Genomic DNA, 15,947 nt, shown 5'->3' on the forward strand with positions numbered 1-15,947 from the left:
TATAAAAAGTCTATCTATATTTATTATTTAACAACCAAACGCTTGATAACGCGTTCACCCGTTTCTTTACTTGTTACACTTATAAAATAAATGCCATTATCATAATTGCTAATATCCAACTGGGTTTTGGTAAAAGTATCACTTCTACTATACAATTGTACATTTTGTAAACTAAACACACTTATATTCACATGATTGTTCTTAAAGTTGGATAGCTTAATACTAACGGTTGCATCAGCTGGATTGGGATAAATTACCACACTGGTGGTTTCTGTAACCGCAGCTGTTCTTTCAATAGTAATTGAATTCGACAAACTAAAACATCCTGATAGATTGGCCACTAAATGCTCGACCCCTTCTTCGGTTGGTGGGTCTAAGCCTTCTAAGCCATCTTCATAGCTTAAATGCCACAGCAAACAAGTACCTGCTTCTGCCCCATCAAAATCTGGCTCGGTATAATTATCTACCACTGCCAATATTACAGTACCATCTGCATTGGTTACCAACCACTTAGAATTGGCCCCTATACTGTCTTCTAAAGTAATAGCATCGGCGGCTATTTTATCAGCAGTTCCATCTCCTACTGTAAAGGAGAATGTGTTTTCCGTACCACCTGTTATGGTACCGCCAGCTACCCCATTTCTTATAACAGTTATAGGGTTAGATAGGTTAAAGCATCCCATTAAATCGGCTGCATTGGTACCTTCTTCAGCGCCTTCTAAACCATCTTCATAAGCAATACGCCAAATTAAGCAAGTACCATCCCCAGCACCTTCCAAATCAAAGGACGTTTCTGCTGGGTCAACAATCTTTAAAATATCCAAGGCATCATTAGTTATTACCCATGCAAAGTTGGTACCATCAGTATCACCTGTAATGGTTACATCAAATGCATCACTTACACCGTCTCCCGCACAAATTTCTATTTCGGTACCACCTCCTGCTATTTCTATATCGCCTGCTTCTACACCATTTATGGTAACTGTTATTGGATTAGACAAATCGTAACAGCCCATTAAATCATTAGCATTGGTAACACCTTCTAAGCTCACATTCTCTGCGTAACTTAAATGCCATACTAAAACTGTACTGCTTGGAGTTCCTTCAAAATCAAAAGTCCCAACATCTGAAGTACTTAAAATATTGGCATCCACATCAGTCACTACCCAAACCATAAAAGGCCCTTCGGCACCTGTTAGGGTAACATCAAACGCATCGCTAGTACCATCACCTGAACATATTTCTATTTCAGTAGCACCATCAGTTAATACAATCTCACCTCCTTTGGGTTGTTGGATAAGGGTTACTTCTAAGTAATTGGATAAATCATACTTTCCCTTTAAGTCTGAAAGGTTTACTACATGTTTGTGCCAAAATGGATCTATTAGAGGCTTGATACCGTTATAGGACAAATGCCAAATTCTCATGGTTCCTGAAGGCCAGGCATCAAAGTCAAATGGTGTGCTTTCTGGCAGATCCAAAATGTTATTAGCTTCATCGGTAAGTATCCAATGTTTTACACGCCCCGAGGCGCCTTCTACGGTCACATCAATATAATCGGCAACGCCATCGCCAACACAGACTTCTAAATTGTCATTTGTTGAAATTATGCCACCATCAACGGTAGCATTTTCGTTGGCATTTTCAGAACCTGTAGGGCTTGCGTTGTCGCTTTGGGCCCAAACCATACTGATTGCGCTTAAAAGGAACATGGTTAAAAAAAATAAGGTTCTTGGTTTTATTGGAATCAGATTTGGGGAGTTAGAGTGTACTTTTTCTTTCACAACTATCTGATTTTTATATTTTTACAAAAGTAATATACAAAAAGTGGAATGATTGTTAGCTATCTAGTATTTTATCTGCAAATATTCTCGATGATTAGTAAAAGTCCCATTCCTTGTAATTGCTAGAGGATTCTAATTGATTTTCCAGTGTGTCTTCCAATTGCGGAAAAAAGTCAATACCTGTTAGTTGTTCAATAGAATCTACCGTAACGACAAATTCATATAATGGTTTATTGGTTTCTTGATGTGGTATTAAAAATGCAATCATTTTGGGTTTGCCTGTATTGTTGTCTATCAACACTTTATAAAATTGATTGGGCACTGCAACCTGTTCGTTACCAATGGTTTTTGTAGTTCCTTTAAGCACACCTCCCGTTACTACAAAAACTCCATCGTACTTACTGGACCAATAACGTACTTTTTGCTCTAGAGTATTCCATATCCCTGCATTGAAATTGTGTTCTTGCGGACTTATATTACTGGTTAAAAATGTTTCATCGTGTACTGCTTGGCTATAGCTTCTATCGGCTGCTGGACATAAATGACCACGGTCGAAACCTGAGTTTTTATAGTTACGCCAATGGGCTGCTCCGCTCTTTACAGCAGGGTCAACTTCAAAATACGGGCGCTTGAACTGGGTACCGATTAGGTGCGTTTTTTTCAACTCATAGGCTACCCATTCGGCTTGTTCATGAGGCTCACTATAAGATAAGGAATAGCCTTCGTGGTGCACAATCTGCCCTGTAGTACTGGTAGGTAAAAAGTACTCGTTTGTATTGGTTTTTGCTGTTTTTCCTTTAGCTACAACCTTGGCATTTTCAGTTGTTTTTAAAAAGTATTCATATCCGTATACTGCAAGTACCAGTACAATGGCTATGATTGTATATGTACGTCGTTTGTTCAAATAGATTATTCTAAAACAAATTCTAAAGGTTTTCCAATGGCTCCATTAGGGAAACTAATTCCCAGCATAGCTGAAATGGTTGGCGCTATATCGGTTACCTGTGTACGCTTTAGGGTTTCACCATGCTTAATACCTTTTCCAAAAAACAACAAGGGTACATGGGTATCATAATTATAACCCGAACCATGGTCGGTTCCTGTTCTATTCCAAGAGGTATCTTTAAATACGGCCGGGTTATAGGTGAATAAAATATCTCCTGAGCGTTTTTGGTTGTGCCCATTGCGTAATAAGGTTTCTAGATAACCATCTGGACCTTCGAACTGATTGGTGGCTGAGGTTACATAAACCTTGTCTATTAAATCTAGTTTTAATAATTCACTGGCCAATACATCTTTTACTGTTTGTAAATCTAAGTTATGCGCTGCTATTTTTTTATGGTCTAAAAACAATTGGTTATTGGAACGGCTTAAAATTAAATTTGGAACTTGATATATAGCTTCTAAAAAACTATTCATGGCCTTGTGCATAGCACTTTCATCAAAAAGTCCTGCAGGAATGCGGCTTGCCTTTAAATAGGATGGCACGTTGGGAGCTGCATGATCTGCGGTTAAAAACACCGTGTAGTTTCCGCTTCCAACCTTGCTCTCCAAAGCTTGAAATAAGCGTTCTAAATCTTTATCCAATCGTAAGTAAGTGTCTTGTATTTCTTTAGAGTTTACTCCAAAATCATGTCCCACTTTATCGGTGCTTGAAAAACTAACTGTTAGTATATCGGTAAAATTATCTTGCCCCAAAGCTTCTGCATCTATGGCTTTTATAGTAAAATCGGTGATTAAACTATTTCCAAAGGGAGAATTGGCTATGGCATCAAAATTACCATTATCGGCTCTTAATGCTTTTAGGTCGTAAGGAAAGGTTGGTGTTTCCTTCCCTTTAAAAATACGCTCATAGGTATTTAAATCGCTACCACTTTCGGTATAGGTTTCAATATCATATAAAGTATTCCATACTTTAAAATAGGATTCAGCTACTCCTGAAAGGTTAAAATCCTCTACCCATTTTGGTAGGGCTTCCATATAAAATGAGCTGGTAATCCAGTGTCCGCCCCCATCATGCTCATAATCTAACCAATATGCGGCATTAGCTGTATGGCCTGCTGGTAAGATGGCGCCTCGGTGTTTAAGTGAAATGCCTATGGTTTTTCCTCGCATTTGCGTGAAGAGTCGATTCTCGTCTGCAAAAGTGGTTGTTAGCATTCTTTTGGGGGACTTTTTCCCATCCTTACTGGTTGTTCCTATGGGCATTACTGAATCGTCTTGCACACAGTTTACATCTTTTCCAGTGGTTTTATCAAACCAATCATTGGCTATAATACCATGGTATTTAGGAGTGGTTCCTGTAAAAACCGAAGCATGTCCGGGTCCTGTTTTGGTGGGTATATAATTAAAGTGATGATTCTTGCAATTAAAACCTTCCTTTAACAGCCTTTTAAACCCCCCTTCGCCATATTTGTTGTAAAAACGGGTTAGATAATCGTAACGCATTTGATCTACTACAATACCTACAACCAATTTTGGATTGGTATGGGCTTCTACTTTATTATTGTTTAAAACTGGCGCGCTTTGGGCTTTGCAGGATGTAAACAACACCCCTGCGATAAGCACACAAATAACATTTTTTAGCATACTTCTATAATTTTGACTCAAAAATACAGATTTTAAAACATCATAATTTAAATTTAAAGTTAAATACCTGTAACTTTTTTTTACTTTAGCGCTATGAACATTTATTTGTAGCTATTGAAACTTATAATAAACTATTTACATAATATAGGCGCCTATTTTTTAATGATTGTTGAAATGTTTCGCAAACCTACCAAATGGTCGGTAATGAAAACATTAATCCTTAAAGACATCGATGATCTTATTATCGGTTCGCTGGGTATTATAGCTTTTATATCCTTTTTTGTAGGTGGTGTTATTACTATACAAACGGCCTTGAACATTAGTAATCCCCTTATTCCAAAATACCTTGTGGGCTTTGCTACACGGCAATCGGTTGTTTTAGAGTTTGCACCTACTTTTACTTCTATTATTATGGCGGGAAAAGTGGGCTCCTTTATTACATCTAGTATTGGCACTATGCGGGTTACTGAACAAATAGATGCCCTGGAGGTTATGGGCATTAATTCCTTAAACTATTTGGTATTTCCTAAAACCATTGCTTTAATGCTTTATCCTTTTGCTATTGCCGTTGGTATGTTTTTAGGTATTTTGGGTGGCATGGCTGCTTGTGTGTTTGGTGGTTTTAGTTCGTTTGAAGATTATATTATTGGCATTCAAACAGACTTTATCCCGTTTCATATTACTTATTCGTTTATAAAAACGTTTGTGTTTGCTTTTGCGTTGGCCACCATTCCGTCGTTCCATGGTTATTATATGAAAGGTGGTGCACTAGAGGTTGGTAAGGCCAGTACAACATCCTTTGTTTGGACCAGTGTGGTTATTATCCTTTTAAACTATTTTTTAACCCAAATGCTATTAAGCTAATGATTGAAGTTAAAGATTTACATAAATCCTTTAATGGTGTAGAGATTTTAAAAGGTATTAGTACCACGTTTGAAAAAGGTAAAACCAACCTTATTATTGGACAAAGTGGTTCTGGTAAAACGGTATTTTTAAAATGTTTATTAGGCCTTTTTACTTATGAGGAAGGCTGTATTGCTTATGATGGCAAGGTGTTTTCTGAACTTTCTGAAGACGAAAAACGTAATTTACGTGCCGAGATTGGCATGGTGTTTCAGGGCAGTGCTTTGTTTGATTCTATGACGATTGCTGAGAATGTTATGTTTCCACTACGTATGTTTACTAAACAAAGCCGAAGTGAAATGGAGGATCGCGTAGATTTTGTTTTGAAGCGTGTTAACCTGTCTGATGCCCATAAAAAAATGCCCAGTGAAGCTTCTGGGGGGATGCAAAAAAGGGTAGCCATTGCAAGGGCTATTGTAAACAATCCAAAATACTTGTTTTGTGATGAGCCTAATTCTGGATTAGACCCTAAAACGGCTATTGTTATTGATAACTTAATTCAGGAGATTACGGATGAGTACCAAATTATTACTGTTATTAATTCCCACGATATGAATTCGGTTATGGAAATTGGCGAGAAGATTGTGTTTTTAAAGGATGGTGTTAAGGCTTGGGAAGGCTCTAAGGAAACAATCTTTAAAACGGATAACGCATCGGTAACGGATTTTGTGTATTCTTCCAATTTGTTTAAGAAGGTACGCCGGATGTATTTGGAAGAAAATAGTTAACTAAAAGATTCTTCACTTCGCTATGCTCCGTTCTGAATGACAGCACGCAAGTCCTACGGACAATTTTACGGCATGCTAAACTACAGCGTAGCTGTTATAGTATTGTAGAAAAACATAAATGACGAGATACAGGTTCCCCTGTAGGGGATAAACAATTTAATGTTTAATTGTTAACGTTTTAATTTTAAGTTCGTTTTTCAACCAATCACTTAAGGCTTTTTCTTTATTAATCAACACGCTATCCTTCAATGTGGATGGCCATTTAACGGTAGCTACATGTAGGGTATCTACTTTTACGAAATCTTTGGATTCTAGTATATTGGCATAACTAAAATATTCCAACTCCTCAAATTTAGCTTTGGCGTCTCTGGATAGAGTTGAGAACGCTATGCCGTTCTTTTCTGCTGTACTTTGCTCTATTTGCTGATTTAGGGTTACTATTTCACTTTTTAGGTCTTCTATTTCTTTATGTAGCCCCGAAATAATATTTCTGCTATTCTTAAGCTCGTCCCTGGCATCTTGGTAAGCGCTGGATATAAGCTCATAACTTTTGGTATCGCTACCCTTTATTTTAAGCGTTGCGTCTTTTAGATTGATGTATTCGGGGTTGTTTTTTAGCTCGTTCAACAAATCTTGCTTTGTGGCATCAGAAACCTCGTTAAAGAAGTTAAGTTCTATGGCCTTTCCTTGGTAATCACTATCAAAATTCATTAATTGTAGTGCATCGTTAGATCGTACTTCTACTTCTAAAAATTTTTTGAACTCTACATTAAATTTGGTTTCGTTGTATACTTTCCAGAATGTAAAACTGGCCGGTATCATTACTACTATGGCGGTTAGGGTGGCAAATCGTGATATTAAACGGCGGCGCTTCGAGTTGGCGTATTTAATCATAGGAAACTGCAACACCTTAAGCACTACAAAGGTTGATAGTGCAATAAAGATGGTGTTGATGGTAAATAAATAGGTGGCTCCAAAAAAGAATTTACCGCTTCCAACGGCCAGTCCGTAACCTGCGGTACACAGTGGCGGCATTAAAGCCGTAGCTATGGCTACACCAAAAATTACGGATGCTATGGTACCCCGTTTTGTTTTGGCCACTATTAATGCCAAACCACCAAAAATGGCAACGAACACATCTAATATATTGGGTTGAGTCCTGGCTTCTAACTCTGGGGTTAACTCTGTTAATGGAGATAGTTTAAAGTATAGGAATGCGGTAAAGATACTTAAGGACACCATAACCAATAGGTTGATTAAAGACCGCTTTAAGGTATCTATATCGTTTATAGCTAAGGACATGCCTACCCCTAAAATGGGCCCCATAAGTGGTGATATTAACATGGCACCGATAACAACTGCCGTAGAACTAACGTTAAGTCCTATGGATGCTACAAAAATGGCAAATATTAAAATCCACGCGGTGGCGCCTTTAAAGGGAATATCATTCTTTATGGCTTGTATGGTGGCATCACGATCGGTATCGTCCCTAAAATCCAATAGCTCATCAAAAAAACGTTTCATGCTAAGCAGTAGGCCCTGGGCATCTTTTTTTATGGCTTCTTTACTTTCTTCTACCGCTTTATCTTTTTTTTTCTCGTCCTCCGGCTCTGAAAAATTGAATTTGTTTTCTTCCATTTATGATGTTATTGAACTCTGAATACGAATATAGGAAATAAATCTAAATGTAAGTTCTGGCGCAGTTTTAAAAGATGTCTTTTTGTGGTGAAGGCTACTGCTCTCGTTGGCTATACCAACAACGTGCTTTTAACATATTCATTTCAAAAAACTTATAAATTAATTTTATTCACTTACTTTTGCCATTGCCGCAAAAAAGTAACAAAAAAGTCTAGGCTTACGAGCACATTGCTGAAAATACTACGGAGCCACCAGCCACAGATAAAAAGAACTCGCACTAGTGGTTCTTTTTTTATTAACTATTTCTTAGACTTGCCCAAGTAATCTATCTGCCAATAATCTTATAGCTCGCTCAAACAGCTTTTTATCTCTAAGCCTTTGAGCTACCTCCTTGATTTTCTAGCAATATCCTCGATAGGCCACCTACCTGCCTGATGGTTCTTAACTACCGATGCAGGTTATTACATTTTACTACCCGTATTGCTCGCCAAAAGCATCTTTTACGTTTTTGAGTACTTTTTTTATGTCTTGTTCTTTGGTTTTTGGGTAGATGAGCAATACGTCTTCTTTGTCTACTATTATATAGTCGTTTATACCATCTACTACAACTATTTTTTTGTTTTTGGTACGTATCATGTTACCTGATGCGTCTTCGGTAAGTGTTTGGGCATTTACTACGGCATTGCCATTGCTATCTTTTTTTAGTTTATCATACAGGCTGCCCCAGGTACCTAAATCATTCCAATCGAATTCTGCTGCTATTACGTGTACGTTTTTGGAGGTTTCCATAATGGCATAATCTACAGATACGTTTTCTGCTTTTGGATAGTTTTCTGCTATAAAGGCGGCTTCTTCGCTTGTGTTGTAGGTGCTTATTCCTGACTGAAACAAGGCATATAAATTGGGTTGGTTGTTTTTAAAGGCTTCTATTACGGTGGTTACACTCCACATAAAAATACCAGCATTCCATAAAAAGTTACCTTGGTCTATAAAGGATTTTGCGGTATCATAATCGGGCTTTTCCCTAAATTGGTTTACAGATTTTATGGTTTCTGTGGAATCTTTGTCAAATTCTATATACCCATATCCTGTATTTGGAAAGGTGGGTTGTATACCCAGTGTCATTAGGGCGTTGTTTTCTGCACAGTATTGAAATGCGGTTTTTACGTTTTTGGAAAATGTGGCTTCGTCTTCTATCCAATGGTCACTTGGCGCTACTATCATAACTGCATTGGGGTTTTCTTTTTGTATTTTTAATGATGCATATAGTATACAGGGTGCTGTATTGCGCATGGCGGGCTCTAATACTACCTGGCGTTCTGTTACTTCTGGCAACTGTTGAAATACCAAATCGTTGTAACGCTCATTGGTTAGTATGAAGATGTTTTCTTTGGGTATGAGGTGTGCTAATCGTTGAAAGGTTTTCTGGATTAGTGTATCTCCTGTACCCAGCATATCGTGAAATTGTTTTGGAAAATCTTGTGTGCTTACGGGCCAAAATCTTGAGCCTACGCCTCCGGCCATTAATATGGCGTAATAGTTTTTATTGGTTGTTGGTTGCTGGTTGCTGGTTGCTGGTTGTTTACTCATGGCTGTTTTAATTTTTGTAGGTTATGTATTTTTGTGCTTCTCGTCTCGACAGCTTTCGGGAGCGCTCGAGGTGTACTTGGGCCGTTGGGTACATTTATAGTTAAGCCTCTCTAGTGTGCTCGAGGTGACTTTGGTTTATTAACTCTACTTCTGCATTTGGGTTAAATAAATATACACGTCCTGTTTTTATTTCTACACATTCATAGCGTTTGGTACGTTTTTGTCCTCTTTTAAATATTCTGCCGTTGTATAGCTTGAAGGCTTCTCCTAAGGGTACTTCAAACATATAGGTTTTATTGTTGGGTTCGTCATATTGCTTTAGGGCCAGGGCCAATGGTGCATCACTATCGCTGGTTGCCTTGGGGTTTTTAAAGTGTTTTGCTAATAGCGCCAGTAATTCATTTGGGAAAATGCCCGGGTTTAAAAATGGCAACATTAAATGCTGAAAGGTACGCTTCCACTCTATGCCATGTGGTTTTATAAATTTCCCGTAGGTTTGGTAGGCTTCAAAGTGTGCTATTTCATGTATTAGGGTTATTAAAAACCGGTATTGGTTTAGGTTGGCATTTACGGTTATTTGATGCTTGTTATTAGGTAAGCGCCTGTAGTCGCCATGCCTTGTTTTACGCTCGCTCTTTATTTTTACTTCTAAATGTTCATGCTCTAGTAGCTTTAATACTTGTGGCATGGCATTTGGCGGTATGTTGTTTTTGAGGGTGGTTTGCATTTTATAGGTTAAAAATACAAAGTTAAAGGTTAAAAATTAAATGTATGGGACTAAAATTGAATGTTTAAGACAAATTAGTCTTAAACAAGGTTATAGGCATGTAACGAGCTTATCTTCAATTCAACTTCAATTAATTTTGTTATTTATAGTGTTCTCTATTTAAATATGTTCTCTACTATTATGGTGTTGAGTTTGATACCTGCAACAGCTTTCCGTTATAATATTTATGCCCAGAGAGTGCAAATTGATAGATGTATTGTGCCATTTCTTTTGCTGTGGTTGGCGCTTGATAGCCTGGGAAGGCTTCTTCTAGCATTTCGGTTTGTACGGCTCCTAAGGCCAGGACATTGAATGAGGTTTTTGTATGCTTGTATTCTTCGGCCAACATTTCGGTTAGGTTAATTACGGCTGCTTTACTAGAACTATAGGCTGCTAAACCTGGAAATTTTATACTACCTTGAACGCCCCCCATGGAACTTATATTTACTACATGCCCCGGTGATGCCATATAGGGCAATACGGTACTGATAAGGTGGGCCACCCCAAACACATTGGTTTGGTAAACGGCATCGAAATCGTCCATACTGAGTTCTGAAAAGGGTTTGTTTATTAGCAAACCTGCATTATTAATCAATACATCTACATGCTGCCAATGGCCTTTTATGTAATTGGCTACTTGGTCATAGGCTTCGGGATCTTCTAAATCGAAGGATAGCGCGGTAACGGTCTTTAACTGTAAATCTTGTACGGGTTTCTCGTTTCGAGATAGTGCCAACACTTGGTGTCCTGCTTGGGCAAATAGTTTTACTAGTTCTAAACCTATACCTCTACTGGTACCTGTTATGATAATATTTTTGCTCATGGATTGATACGTATTTCTTTTGTGGGTGCATTGATCATGCCTTTTAGGGCTGGTGCTAGTTTATTGATAAGGTTTGCCATGTGTGGAAAATCCATTTTTTCGGCTTCGTCATCTACATGGTGGTAGTAATCGAAGTTTGTAAAATCGAACGTGGCTATGGCCTGTGCCGGTATGTTAAAAGCATTGTAGAACGGGTAATTATCGGAACGCTGAAATAATTTATAAGCACTGGCCTGTTCTAAAAAACCAACTAATTCTTCGCCTGCATAGGTGTTAAGTTTTGCTGCCATATTAGTTTTATTATAACCTGTTATGTATGTTATGGGTTCACCTACTGCTCTGGGGGTACCTATCATTTCAAAATTGATCATGGTGTACAGGTTAAGGTTGGTTTCTTTTAAGCGTTTGGCCAAGTGTTCAGAACCTTTTAGTCCCATTTCCTCGGCGGCATATAATGTAAACAGTATGCTTCTTTTATTGCTTTTTGTTTGAGCAAAATGTTTGGCCCATTCTAAAACGGCTACCGTACCTGAAGCATCGTCGTTAGCACCATTGGCTATACTATCACCATCAACAGGTTTTATGATGCCTATATGATCGTAGTGTGCGCCCAGAATAACATACTCATTTTTTAGCTTTGGGTCGGTGCCCTCTAAATACCCCACTACGTTATAACCTACTACATCTTTTACATAAAAAGTGTCTCTATAACTTTTAAAATAAGGTTTAAGGTGATGCTTTTTAAAAAAATCCTCTATATACACAGCGGCCTTCTCTATACCTGGCGTACCTGTTTTACGACCTTGTAAAGCATCGGATGCCAAGTATTCTAAATGTGATCTTACTTGTGCTTCTGTTGTGGGGTTTTGTGTACCTTGATGGTGTGTTATGGCTGTTTTGCAAGCTATTAAAAGGCATAATGCTATAATGCTTATGCTGATTGCAGTACGTTGTTTTTGCTTCATTGTTTTTGGCTATTAATGATGGTTATGATCATTAAGGGCTAAAGATAAAAAAAAACCAATATGGCAACTAACCCCTTTTAGGGATATTTAAAATAAAGGTTCGGAATATTATTTTTTGATTATATACTAATATTGGTTACCTTGTATTACTTATCCCCTATCTATTTCTAATTTATTTTAGGCCTATCTTGGTTTTAAGGCGCTCCTATTCTTTTGATCGTTATGTACTTAATGCTATAAGGTATTTAATAGCATTTCCAACAAGTTAATAAGACCAAACAATCAAACTTTTATATTATGCCAAAGTATGTCATTGAAAGAGAAATTCCTGGGGCTGGACAACTAACCCCCGAGCAATTAAAAGCCATCTCGCAAACGTCTTGTGGGGTGCTTGAAAAGATGGGTCCAGAAATTAACTGGGTACACAGCTATGTAACCGATAATAAAATTTATTGTGTTTATATAGCACCTAACGAAGCCATGGTAAAAGAACATGCTGAACGGGGCGGATTTCCTGCTAATGCTATTAGCAAAGTATCTGCTATTATCGACCCTGTTACTTCGGAGTAAAGAAAGGGTGTCTTAGAAGTTCTCATTTTTTAGAGAAGCTGAAATAAATTCAACTTGACAGAGTTACTTTTATCTAAGACACCCTTTTTATTATACTAACATGGTTACTGGATTCTCTATATATCCTTTTAACGTTTGAAGGAATTGGGCTCCAGTAGCTCCATCTATGGTTCTGTGGTCGCATGCCAATGATAATTTCATGGTATTTCCAACGACTATTTGACCATTCTTAACTACAGGCTTTTCTACAATATTACCTACTGAAAGTATGGCTGAATTGGGTTGGTTAATAATGGATGTGAATGTATCGATACCAAACATACCTAAATTAGATACGGTAAAGGTACTACCTTCCATATCTTGCGGCGTTAGTTTTTTGTTTCTGGCCTTTCCGGCTAGATCTTTAACGGCTGCTCCTATTTGTGGTAAGGTTTGCTCGTTGGCAAACTTTACTACTGGCACTACCAATCCATCTGGTACGGCCACAGCTACCCCAATATGTACATGGTTGTTTAAGCGCATTTTATCAGGAAACCACTGCGAGTTTACTTGTGGATGCTGTTTTAAAGCTAGAGCACAAGCTTTTACTACCATATCGTTATAGGATATTTTTGTGTCTGGAATCGAGTTAAACTGTGCACGGAATGCTATGGCATTATCCATATCAAACTCTACATTTAAATAATAATGTGGCGCTGTGAACTTAGAATTGGTTAGGGCCTTAGCTATGGCTTTACGCATTTGCGAATTGGTAACGTCTTCAAAATCTTCTTGACCTGCTGGTACAAATTTACCAACGGATGCACCCCCTACTGGCACAAAGTTTTCTACGTCGTATTTTACGATACGTCCATTTTCACCTGATCCTTGTACTTGTGACAGATTAATACCTTTTTCTTCTGCTATTTTTTTTGCTAATGGCGATGCAAAGAGTCTGCCATTGGCACTGGTACTTGGTTTTGCTTTTTTAGGCTTCTCTGCTGCGCTAGTAGTGGTTGTTTTAGGCTTCTCGACTGCGCTCGAAGTGGCAGTGTCTGCTTTTGGAGCGACGGTATCATCTTTTTTGGCAGCGGGTGCCGAATTTTTAAAGTTTTTTGCTACGCCTGAAACATCGGTGCCTGCTGGACCTATTATGGCTAACAGAGCATCTACTTTTGCCGATTCGCCTTCTTCTAACCCAACATATAATAGTGTTCCTGATTGAAAGGATTCAAATTCCATGGTAGCTTTATCGGTTTCTATTTCGGCTAGGATGTCTCCTTCAGAAACCTCATCTCCTACTTTTTTAAGCCACGTTGCTACGGTACCTTCTTCCATGGTATCACTTAAACGGGGCATAGTAACTACTATAACGCCATCTGGTAATTCTTGTGAAGGTGCTTCGGCTTCTTGTGATGCTTCTTCTTCAGACTTCTCGTCCCGATTGCTGTCGGGAGCGCTCGAAGTGACAGTATCATCTTTTGTTTCTTCTTTACTTTCTTTTGCTCCACCGCCATTCAACAAATCTGATATATCTTCCCCTTCTTCTCCAATAATGGCTAAAAGCTCGTCTACTTTGGTAGTCTCGCCTTCTTGTACACCAATATGCAGTAAGGTTCCTTCGTTAAAAGACTCAAACTCCATGGTGGCTTTATCGGTTTCTATTTCGGCTAAAATATCACCTTCTTCTACTTTGTCTCCAACTTTTTTTAACCAAGTTGCAACAGTTCCTTCTTCCATGGTATCGCTTAAACGCGGCATATTTACTACTATTGCCATATCTTATAATTTATGTTGTATAAATGGATAATCTTCTTGTTCGTAAACCACATCGTACATCACGTTTTTCTCTGGGAATGGTGATTCTTCTGCAAATTTTTCACATTCTGACACACGTGCTTTTACACGTTTATCTATTGCTTTAATATCTTCTTCTGTGGCGTACTTTTTCTCTAAAATTACATCTTTTACTTGTGTAATGGGGTCTATTTTCTTGTATTCTTCTACTTCCTCTTTGGTTCTGTAGTGTTGTGCATCACTCATAGAGTGACCTCTATAACGGTATGTTTTAAGCTCTAAAAAGGTTGGCCCTTCTCCACGACGCGCACGTTGGATGGCTTCGTCGAAGGCTTCTGCTACTTTTATAGGGTTCATACCATCTACGGGACCACAAGGCATGTTGTAACCTAACCCTAGTTTCCAGATTTCTGTATGATTGGCGGTACGCTCTACAGAGGTTCCCATAGCGTATCCGTTATTTTCACAAACAAATACTACGGGCAGGTTCCAAAGCATAGCCAAGTTAAAGGTCTCGTGCAAGGATCCTTGGCGTGCTGCACCATCACCAAAACAACACAGGGTTACGGCATCACTGCCATGATATTTATCGCCAAATGCTATTCCCGCTCCTAGAGGTATTTGCCCTCCCACAATACCATGACCACCATAAAAACGGTACTCTTTGGAAAAGATATGCATGGAACCACCCAAACCTTGTGAGGTTCCTGTGACCTTACCATACAATTCTGCCATAACACGTTTTGGATCTACACCCATACCTATTGGCTGTACATGGTTTCTATATGCGGTAATCATTTTATCTTTAGTCAAATCCATTGCATGTAATGCGCCTGCTAGCACTGCTTCTTGACCATTGTATAAGTGAAGAAATCCTCTTACTTTTTGTTGTATGTATACGGCAGCTAGTTTGTCTTCAAACTTTCTCCAAAACAACATATCTTCATACCATTTGAGGTAAACCTCTTTTGTGATTTTTTGCATTGACTGTTATTAGGTTTTACTTATGCGAAGTACAAAAATAACACATTGTAACGTGATAGTGAAAGTGTAAGTTAATTAAAGTAAAAAAAATATCAAAAAAAAAGCGCTTTATACACTCCTTTGTATATTTAATAATTTTTTATAACGAATACTATTTTATTGCAAATTTTAGAGCACTTTTATAATGTTTACATCATGTTTACAGCATTGATTTATCAAACATTAAAGGCAATAAATTAGCTAATGAACTTGATTTGGCTACTTTTCCTCTTTCGCCCATAAAATATATTTCTATGGGGGTACTTTGCTTTATTTCATATTCTGCAATAGCTTGCCTACATGCCCCACAGGGAGGTATGGGATGTACTGTTTCTTGTTTTTTGGATGCAGCCGATATGGCCATTCTTAAAACCTTGGCTTCTGGATATTTTGCTCCTGCATAGTAAATGGCTGTTCGCTCGGCACACAACCCTGATGGATAGGATGCATTTTCTTGATTGCTTCCTGTTATGATTTCACCATTGCTTAAAAGGATGGCTACTCCTACCTGAAATTGGGAATAGGGCGCGTAGGCCTTATCACGCGCCTGAAATGCTTTTTGCATTAATTGTATAAGATCTTCAGGAAGTTCTTTTAAGGATTCATAGACCTGTAATGTGGTTTCTATTTTTACTTCCTTCATATTTGGTTGTTTTTATATAATGCCTAAAATGTATTTAAGCAACTTAGCTTATAAGTTACAATATTTAATGCCTTTATTTTTGTAAGTGCTAATTTAATTAACACGGATGTTTTATAAAGTTAAGAAAGTATTTTAAACAAAAAAACTAT

The 15,947-nt window shown here is 38.0% G+C and carries 14 protein-coding genes; 3 read left to right on the top strand and 11 right to left on the bottom strand.

Translation table 11 applies throughout. The features are described from left to right. Positions 1 to 23: 23 nt before the first annotated feature. From AC5SR4_RS02785 to pafA, 3 genes are all read right to left on the bottom strand, one after another. Positions 24 to 1,784, bottom strand: a complete 1,761-nt coding sequence (locus AC5SR4_RS02785; RefSeq protein WP_495358013.1) for a T9SS type A sorting domain-containing protein — start codon at positions 1,782 to 1,784, stop codon at positions 24 to 26. Between the two features lie 94 nt (positions 1,785 to 1,878). Further along, positions 1,879 to 2,688, bottom strand: a complete 810-nt coding sequence (locus tag AC5SR4_RS02790) for a DNA/RNA non-specific endonuclease (RefSeq protein ID WP_495358014.1) — start codon at positions 2,686 to 2,688, stop codon at positions 1,879 to 1,881. A gap of 5 nt (positions 2,689 to 2,693) precedes the next feature. Next, complete coding sequence (gene pafA, locus AC5SR4_RS02795; RefSeq protein WP_495358015.1) at positions 2,694 to 4,373, bottom strand: alkaline phosphatase PafA; 1,680 nt, start codon at positions 4,371 to 4,373, stop codon at positions 2,694 to 2,696. Between the two features lie 126 nt (positions 4,374 to 4,499). Here pafA and AC5SR4_RS02800 point away from each other — a divergent pair, with 126 nt between their 5' ends. Together AC5SR4_RS02800 and AC5SR4_RS02805 are read left to right on the top strand one after the other, a co-directional pair. Further along, positions 4,500 to 5,237 (top strand): MlaE family ABC transporter permease, encoded by a 738-nt coding sequence (locus AC5SR4_RS02800; protein WP_495359151.1) that lies wholly within the window; start codon positions 4,500 to 4,502, stop codon positions 5,235 to 5,237. Beyond that, positions 5,237 to 6,004: an ABC transporter ATP-binding protein gene (locus tag AC5SR4_RS02805; protein ID WP_495358016.1), complete on the top strand. Its 768-nt coding sequence runs from the start codon at positions 5,237 to 5,239 to the stop codon at positions 6,002 to 6,004. The genes AC5SR4_RS02800 and AC5SR4_RS02805 overlap by 1 nt, the downstream gene beginning before the upstream one ends. 156 nt (positions 6,005 to 6,160) lie before the next feature. On the opposite strand, the gene AC5SR4_RS02810 is transcribed toward AC5SR4_RS02805, so the two are convergent. The 5 genes from AC5SR4_RS02810 to AC5SR4_RS02830 form a co-directional block, all read right to left on the bottom strand. Next, the gene (locus AC5SR4_RS02810; protein ID WP_495358017.1) at positions 6,161 to 7,642 is read right to left on the bottom strand and encodes a DUF389 domain-containing protein; all 1,482 of its coding nucleotides are present in this window, start codon (positions 7,640 to 7,642) and stop codon (positions 6,161 to 6,163) included. A 471-nt stretch (positions 7,643 to 8,113) separates the two neighbouring features. Further along, positions 8,114 to 9,232, bottom strand: coding sequence for a mannose-1-phosphate guanylyltransferase (locus AC5SR4_RS02815; RefSeq protein WP_495358018.1), 1,119 nt, complete (start codon positions 9,230 to 9,232; stop codon positions 8,114 to 8,116). Positions 9,233 to 9,332: 100 nt separating this feature from the next. Continuing rightward, complete coding sequence (locus AC5SR4_RS02820; RefSeq protein WP_495358019.1) at positions 9,333 to 9,959, bottom strand: SprT-like domain-containing protein; 627 nt, start codon at positions 9,957 to 9,959, stop codon at positions 9,333 to 9,335. 178 nt (positions 9,960 to 10,137) lie between these two features. Beyond that, positions 10,138 to 10,821, bottom strand: a complete 684-nt coding sequence (locus AC5SR4_RS02825; RefSeq protein WP_495358020.1) for an SDR family NAD(P)-dependent oxidoreductase — start codon at positions 10,819 to 10,821, stop codon at positions 10,138 to 10,140. Further along, a complete protein-coding gene (locus tag AC5SR4_RS02830) occupies positions 10,818 to 11,786 on the bottom strand; it encodes a M28 family metallopeptidase (protein WP_495358021.1) in 969 nt (322 codons plus the stop codon). Before AC5SR4_RS02830 ends, AC5SR4_RS02825 begins: the two co-directional genes overlap by 4 nt. A 297-nt stretch (positions 11,787 to 12,083) precedes the next feature. Here AC5SR4_RS02830 and AC5SR4_RS02835 point away from each other — a divergent pair, with 297 nt between their 5' ends. Then, a complete protein-coding gene (locus tag AC5SR4_RS02835) occupies positions 12,084 to 12,356 on the top strand; it encodes a DUF4242 domain-containing protein (RefSeq protein WP_495358022.1) in 273 nt (90 codons plus the stop codon). 90 nt (positions 12,357 to 12,446) lie between these two features. Here the strand turns inward: AC5SR4_RS02835 and AC5SR4_RS02840 are convergent, their stop codons facing one another. The 3 genes from AC5SR4_RS02840 to cdd all read right to left on the bottom strand — a co-directional run bounded on the left by AC5SR4_RS02840 (position 12,447) and on the right by cdd (position 15,798). Beyond that, positions 12,447 to 14,114: a pyruvate dehydrogenase complex dihydrolipoamide acetyltransferase gene (locus AC5SR4_RS02840; protein ID WP_495358023.1), complete on the bottom strand. Its 1,668-nt coding sequence runs from the start codon at positions 14,112 to 14,114 to the stop codon at positions 12,447 to 12,449. Positions 14,115 to 14,117: 3 nt separating this feature from the next. Next, the gene (gene pdhA / locus AC5SR4_RS02845) at positions 14,118 to 15,116 is read right to left on the bottom strand and encodes a pyruvate dehydrogenase (acetyl-transferring) E1 component subunit alpha (RefSeq protein WP_495358024.1); all 999 of its coding nucleotides are present in this window, start codon (positions 15,114 to 15,116) and stop codon (positions 14,118 to 14,120) included. 199 nt (positions 15,117 to 15,315) lie between these two features. After that, complete coding sequence (cdd, locus tag AC5SR4_RS02850) at positions 15,316 to 15,798, bottom strand: cytidine deaminase (RefSeq protein WP_495358025.1); 483 nt, start codon at positions 15,796 to 15,798, stop codon at positions 15,316 to 15,318. Positions 15,799 to 15,947: the final 149 nt, after the last annotated feature.

It is taken from the genome of Aestuariibaculum scopimerae (genome assembly GCF_059428085.1).

Coding starts and splice junctions, on each gene's coding strand:
- pafA (WP_495358015.1), bottom strand. CDS start 4,373: ATGCTAAAAAATGTTATTTGTGTGCTTATCGCAGGGGTGTTGTTTACA.
- AC5SR4_RS02805 (WP_495358016.1), top strand. CDS start 5,237: ATGATTGAAGTTAAAGATTTACATAAATCCTTTAATGGTGTAGAGATT.
- AC5SR4_RS02810 (WP_495358017.1), bottom strand. CDS start 7,642: ATGGAAGAAAACAAATTCAATTTTTCAGAGCCGGAGGACGAGAAAAAA.
- AC5SR4_RS02815 (WP_495358018.1), bottom strand. CDS start 9,232: ATGAGTAAACAACCAGCAACCAGCAACCAGCAACCAACAACCAATAAA.
- AC5SR4_RS02820 (WP_495358019.1), bottom strand. CDS start 9,959: ATGCAAACCACCCTCAAAAACAACATACCGCCAAATGCCATGCCACAA.
- AC5SR4_RS02825 (WP_495358020.1), bottom strand. CDS start 10,821: ATGAGCAAAAATATTATCATAACAGGTACCAGTAGAGGTATAGGTTTA.
- AC5SR4_RS02830 (WP_495358021.1), bottom strand. CDS start 11,786: ATGAAGCAAAAACAACGTACTGCAATCAGCATAAGCATTATAGCATTA.
- AC5SR4_RS02835 (WP_495358022.1), top strand. CDS start 12,084: ATGCCAAAGTATGTCATTGAAAGAGAAATTCCTGGGGCTGGACAACTA.
- AC5SR4_RS02840 (WP_495358023.1), bottom strand. CDS start 14,114: ATGGCAATAGTAGTAAATATGCCGCGTTTAAGCGATACCATGGAAGAA.
- pdhA (WP_495358024.1), bottom strand. CDS start 15,116: ATGCAAAAAATCACAAAAGAGGTTTACCTCAAATGGTATGAAGATATG.
- cdd (WP_495358025.1), bottom strand. CDS start 15,798: ATGAAGGAAGTAAAAATAGAAACCACATTACAGGTCTATGAATCCTTA.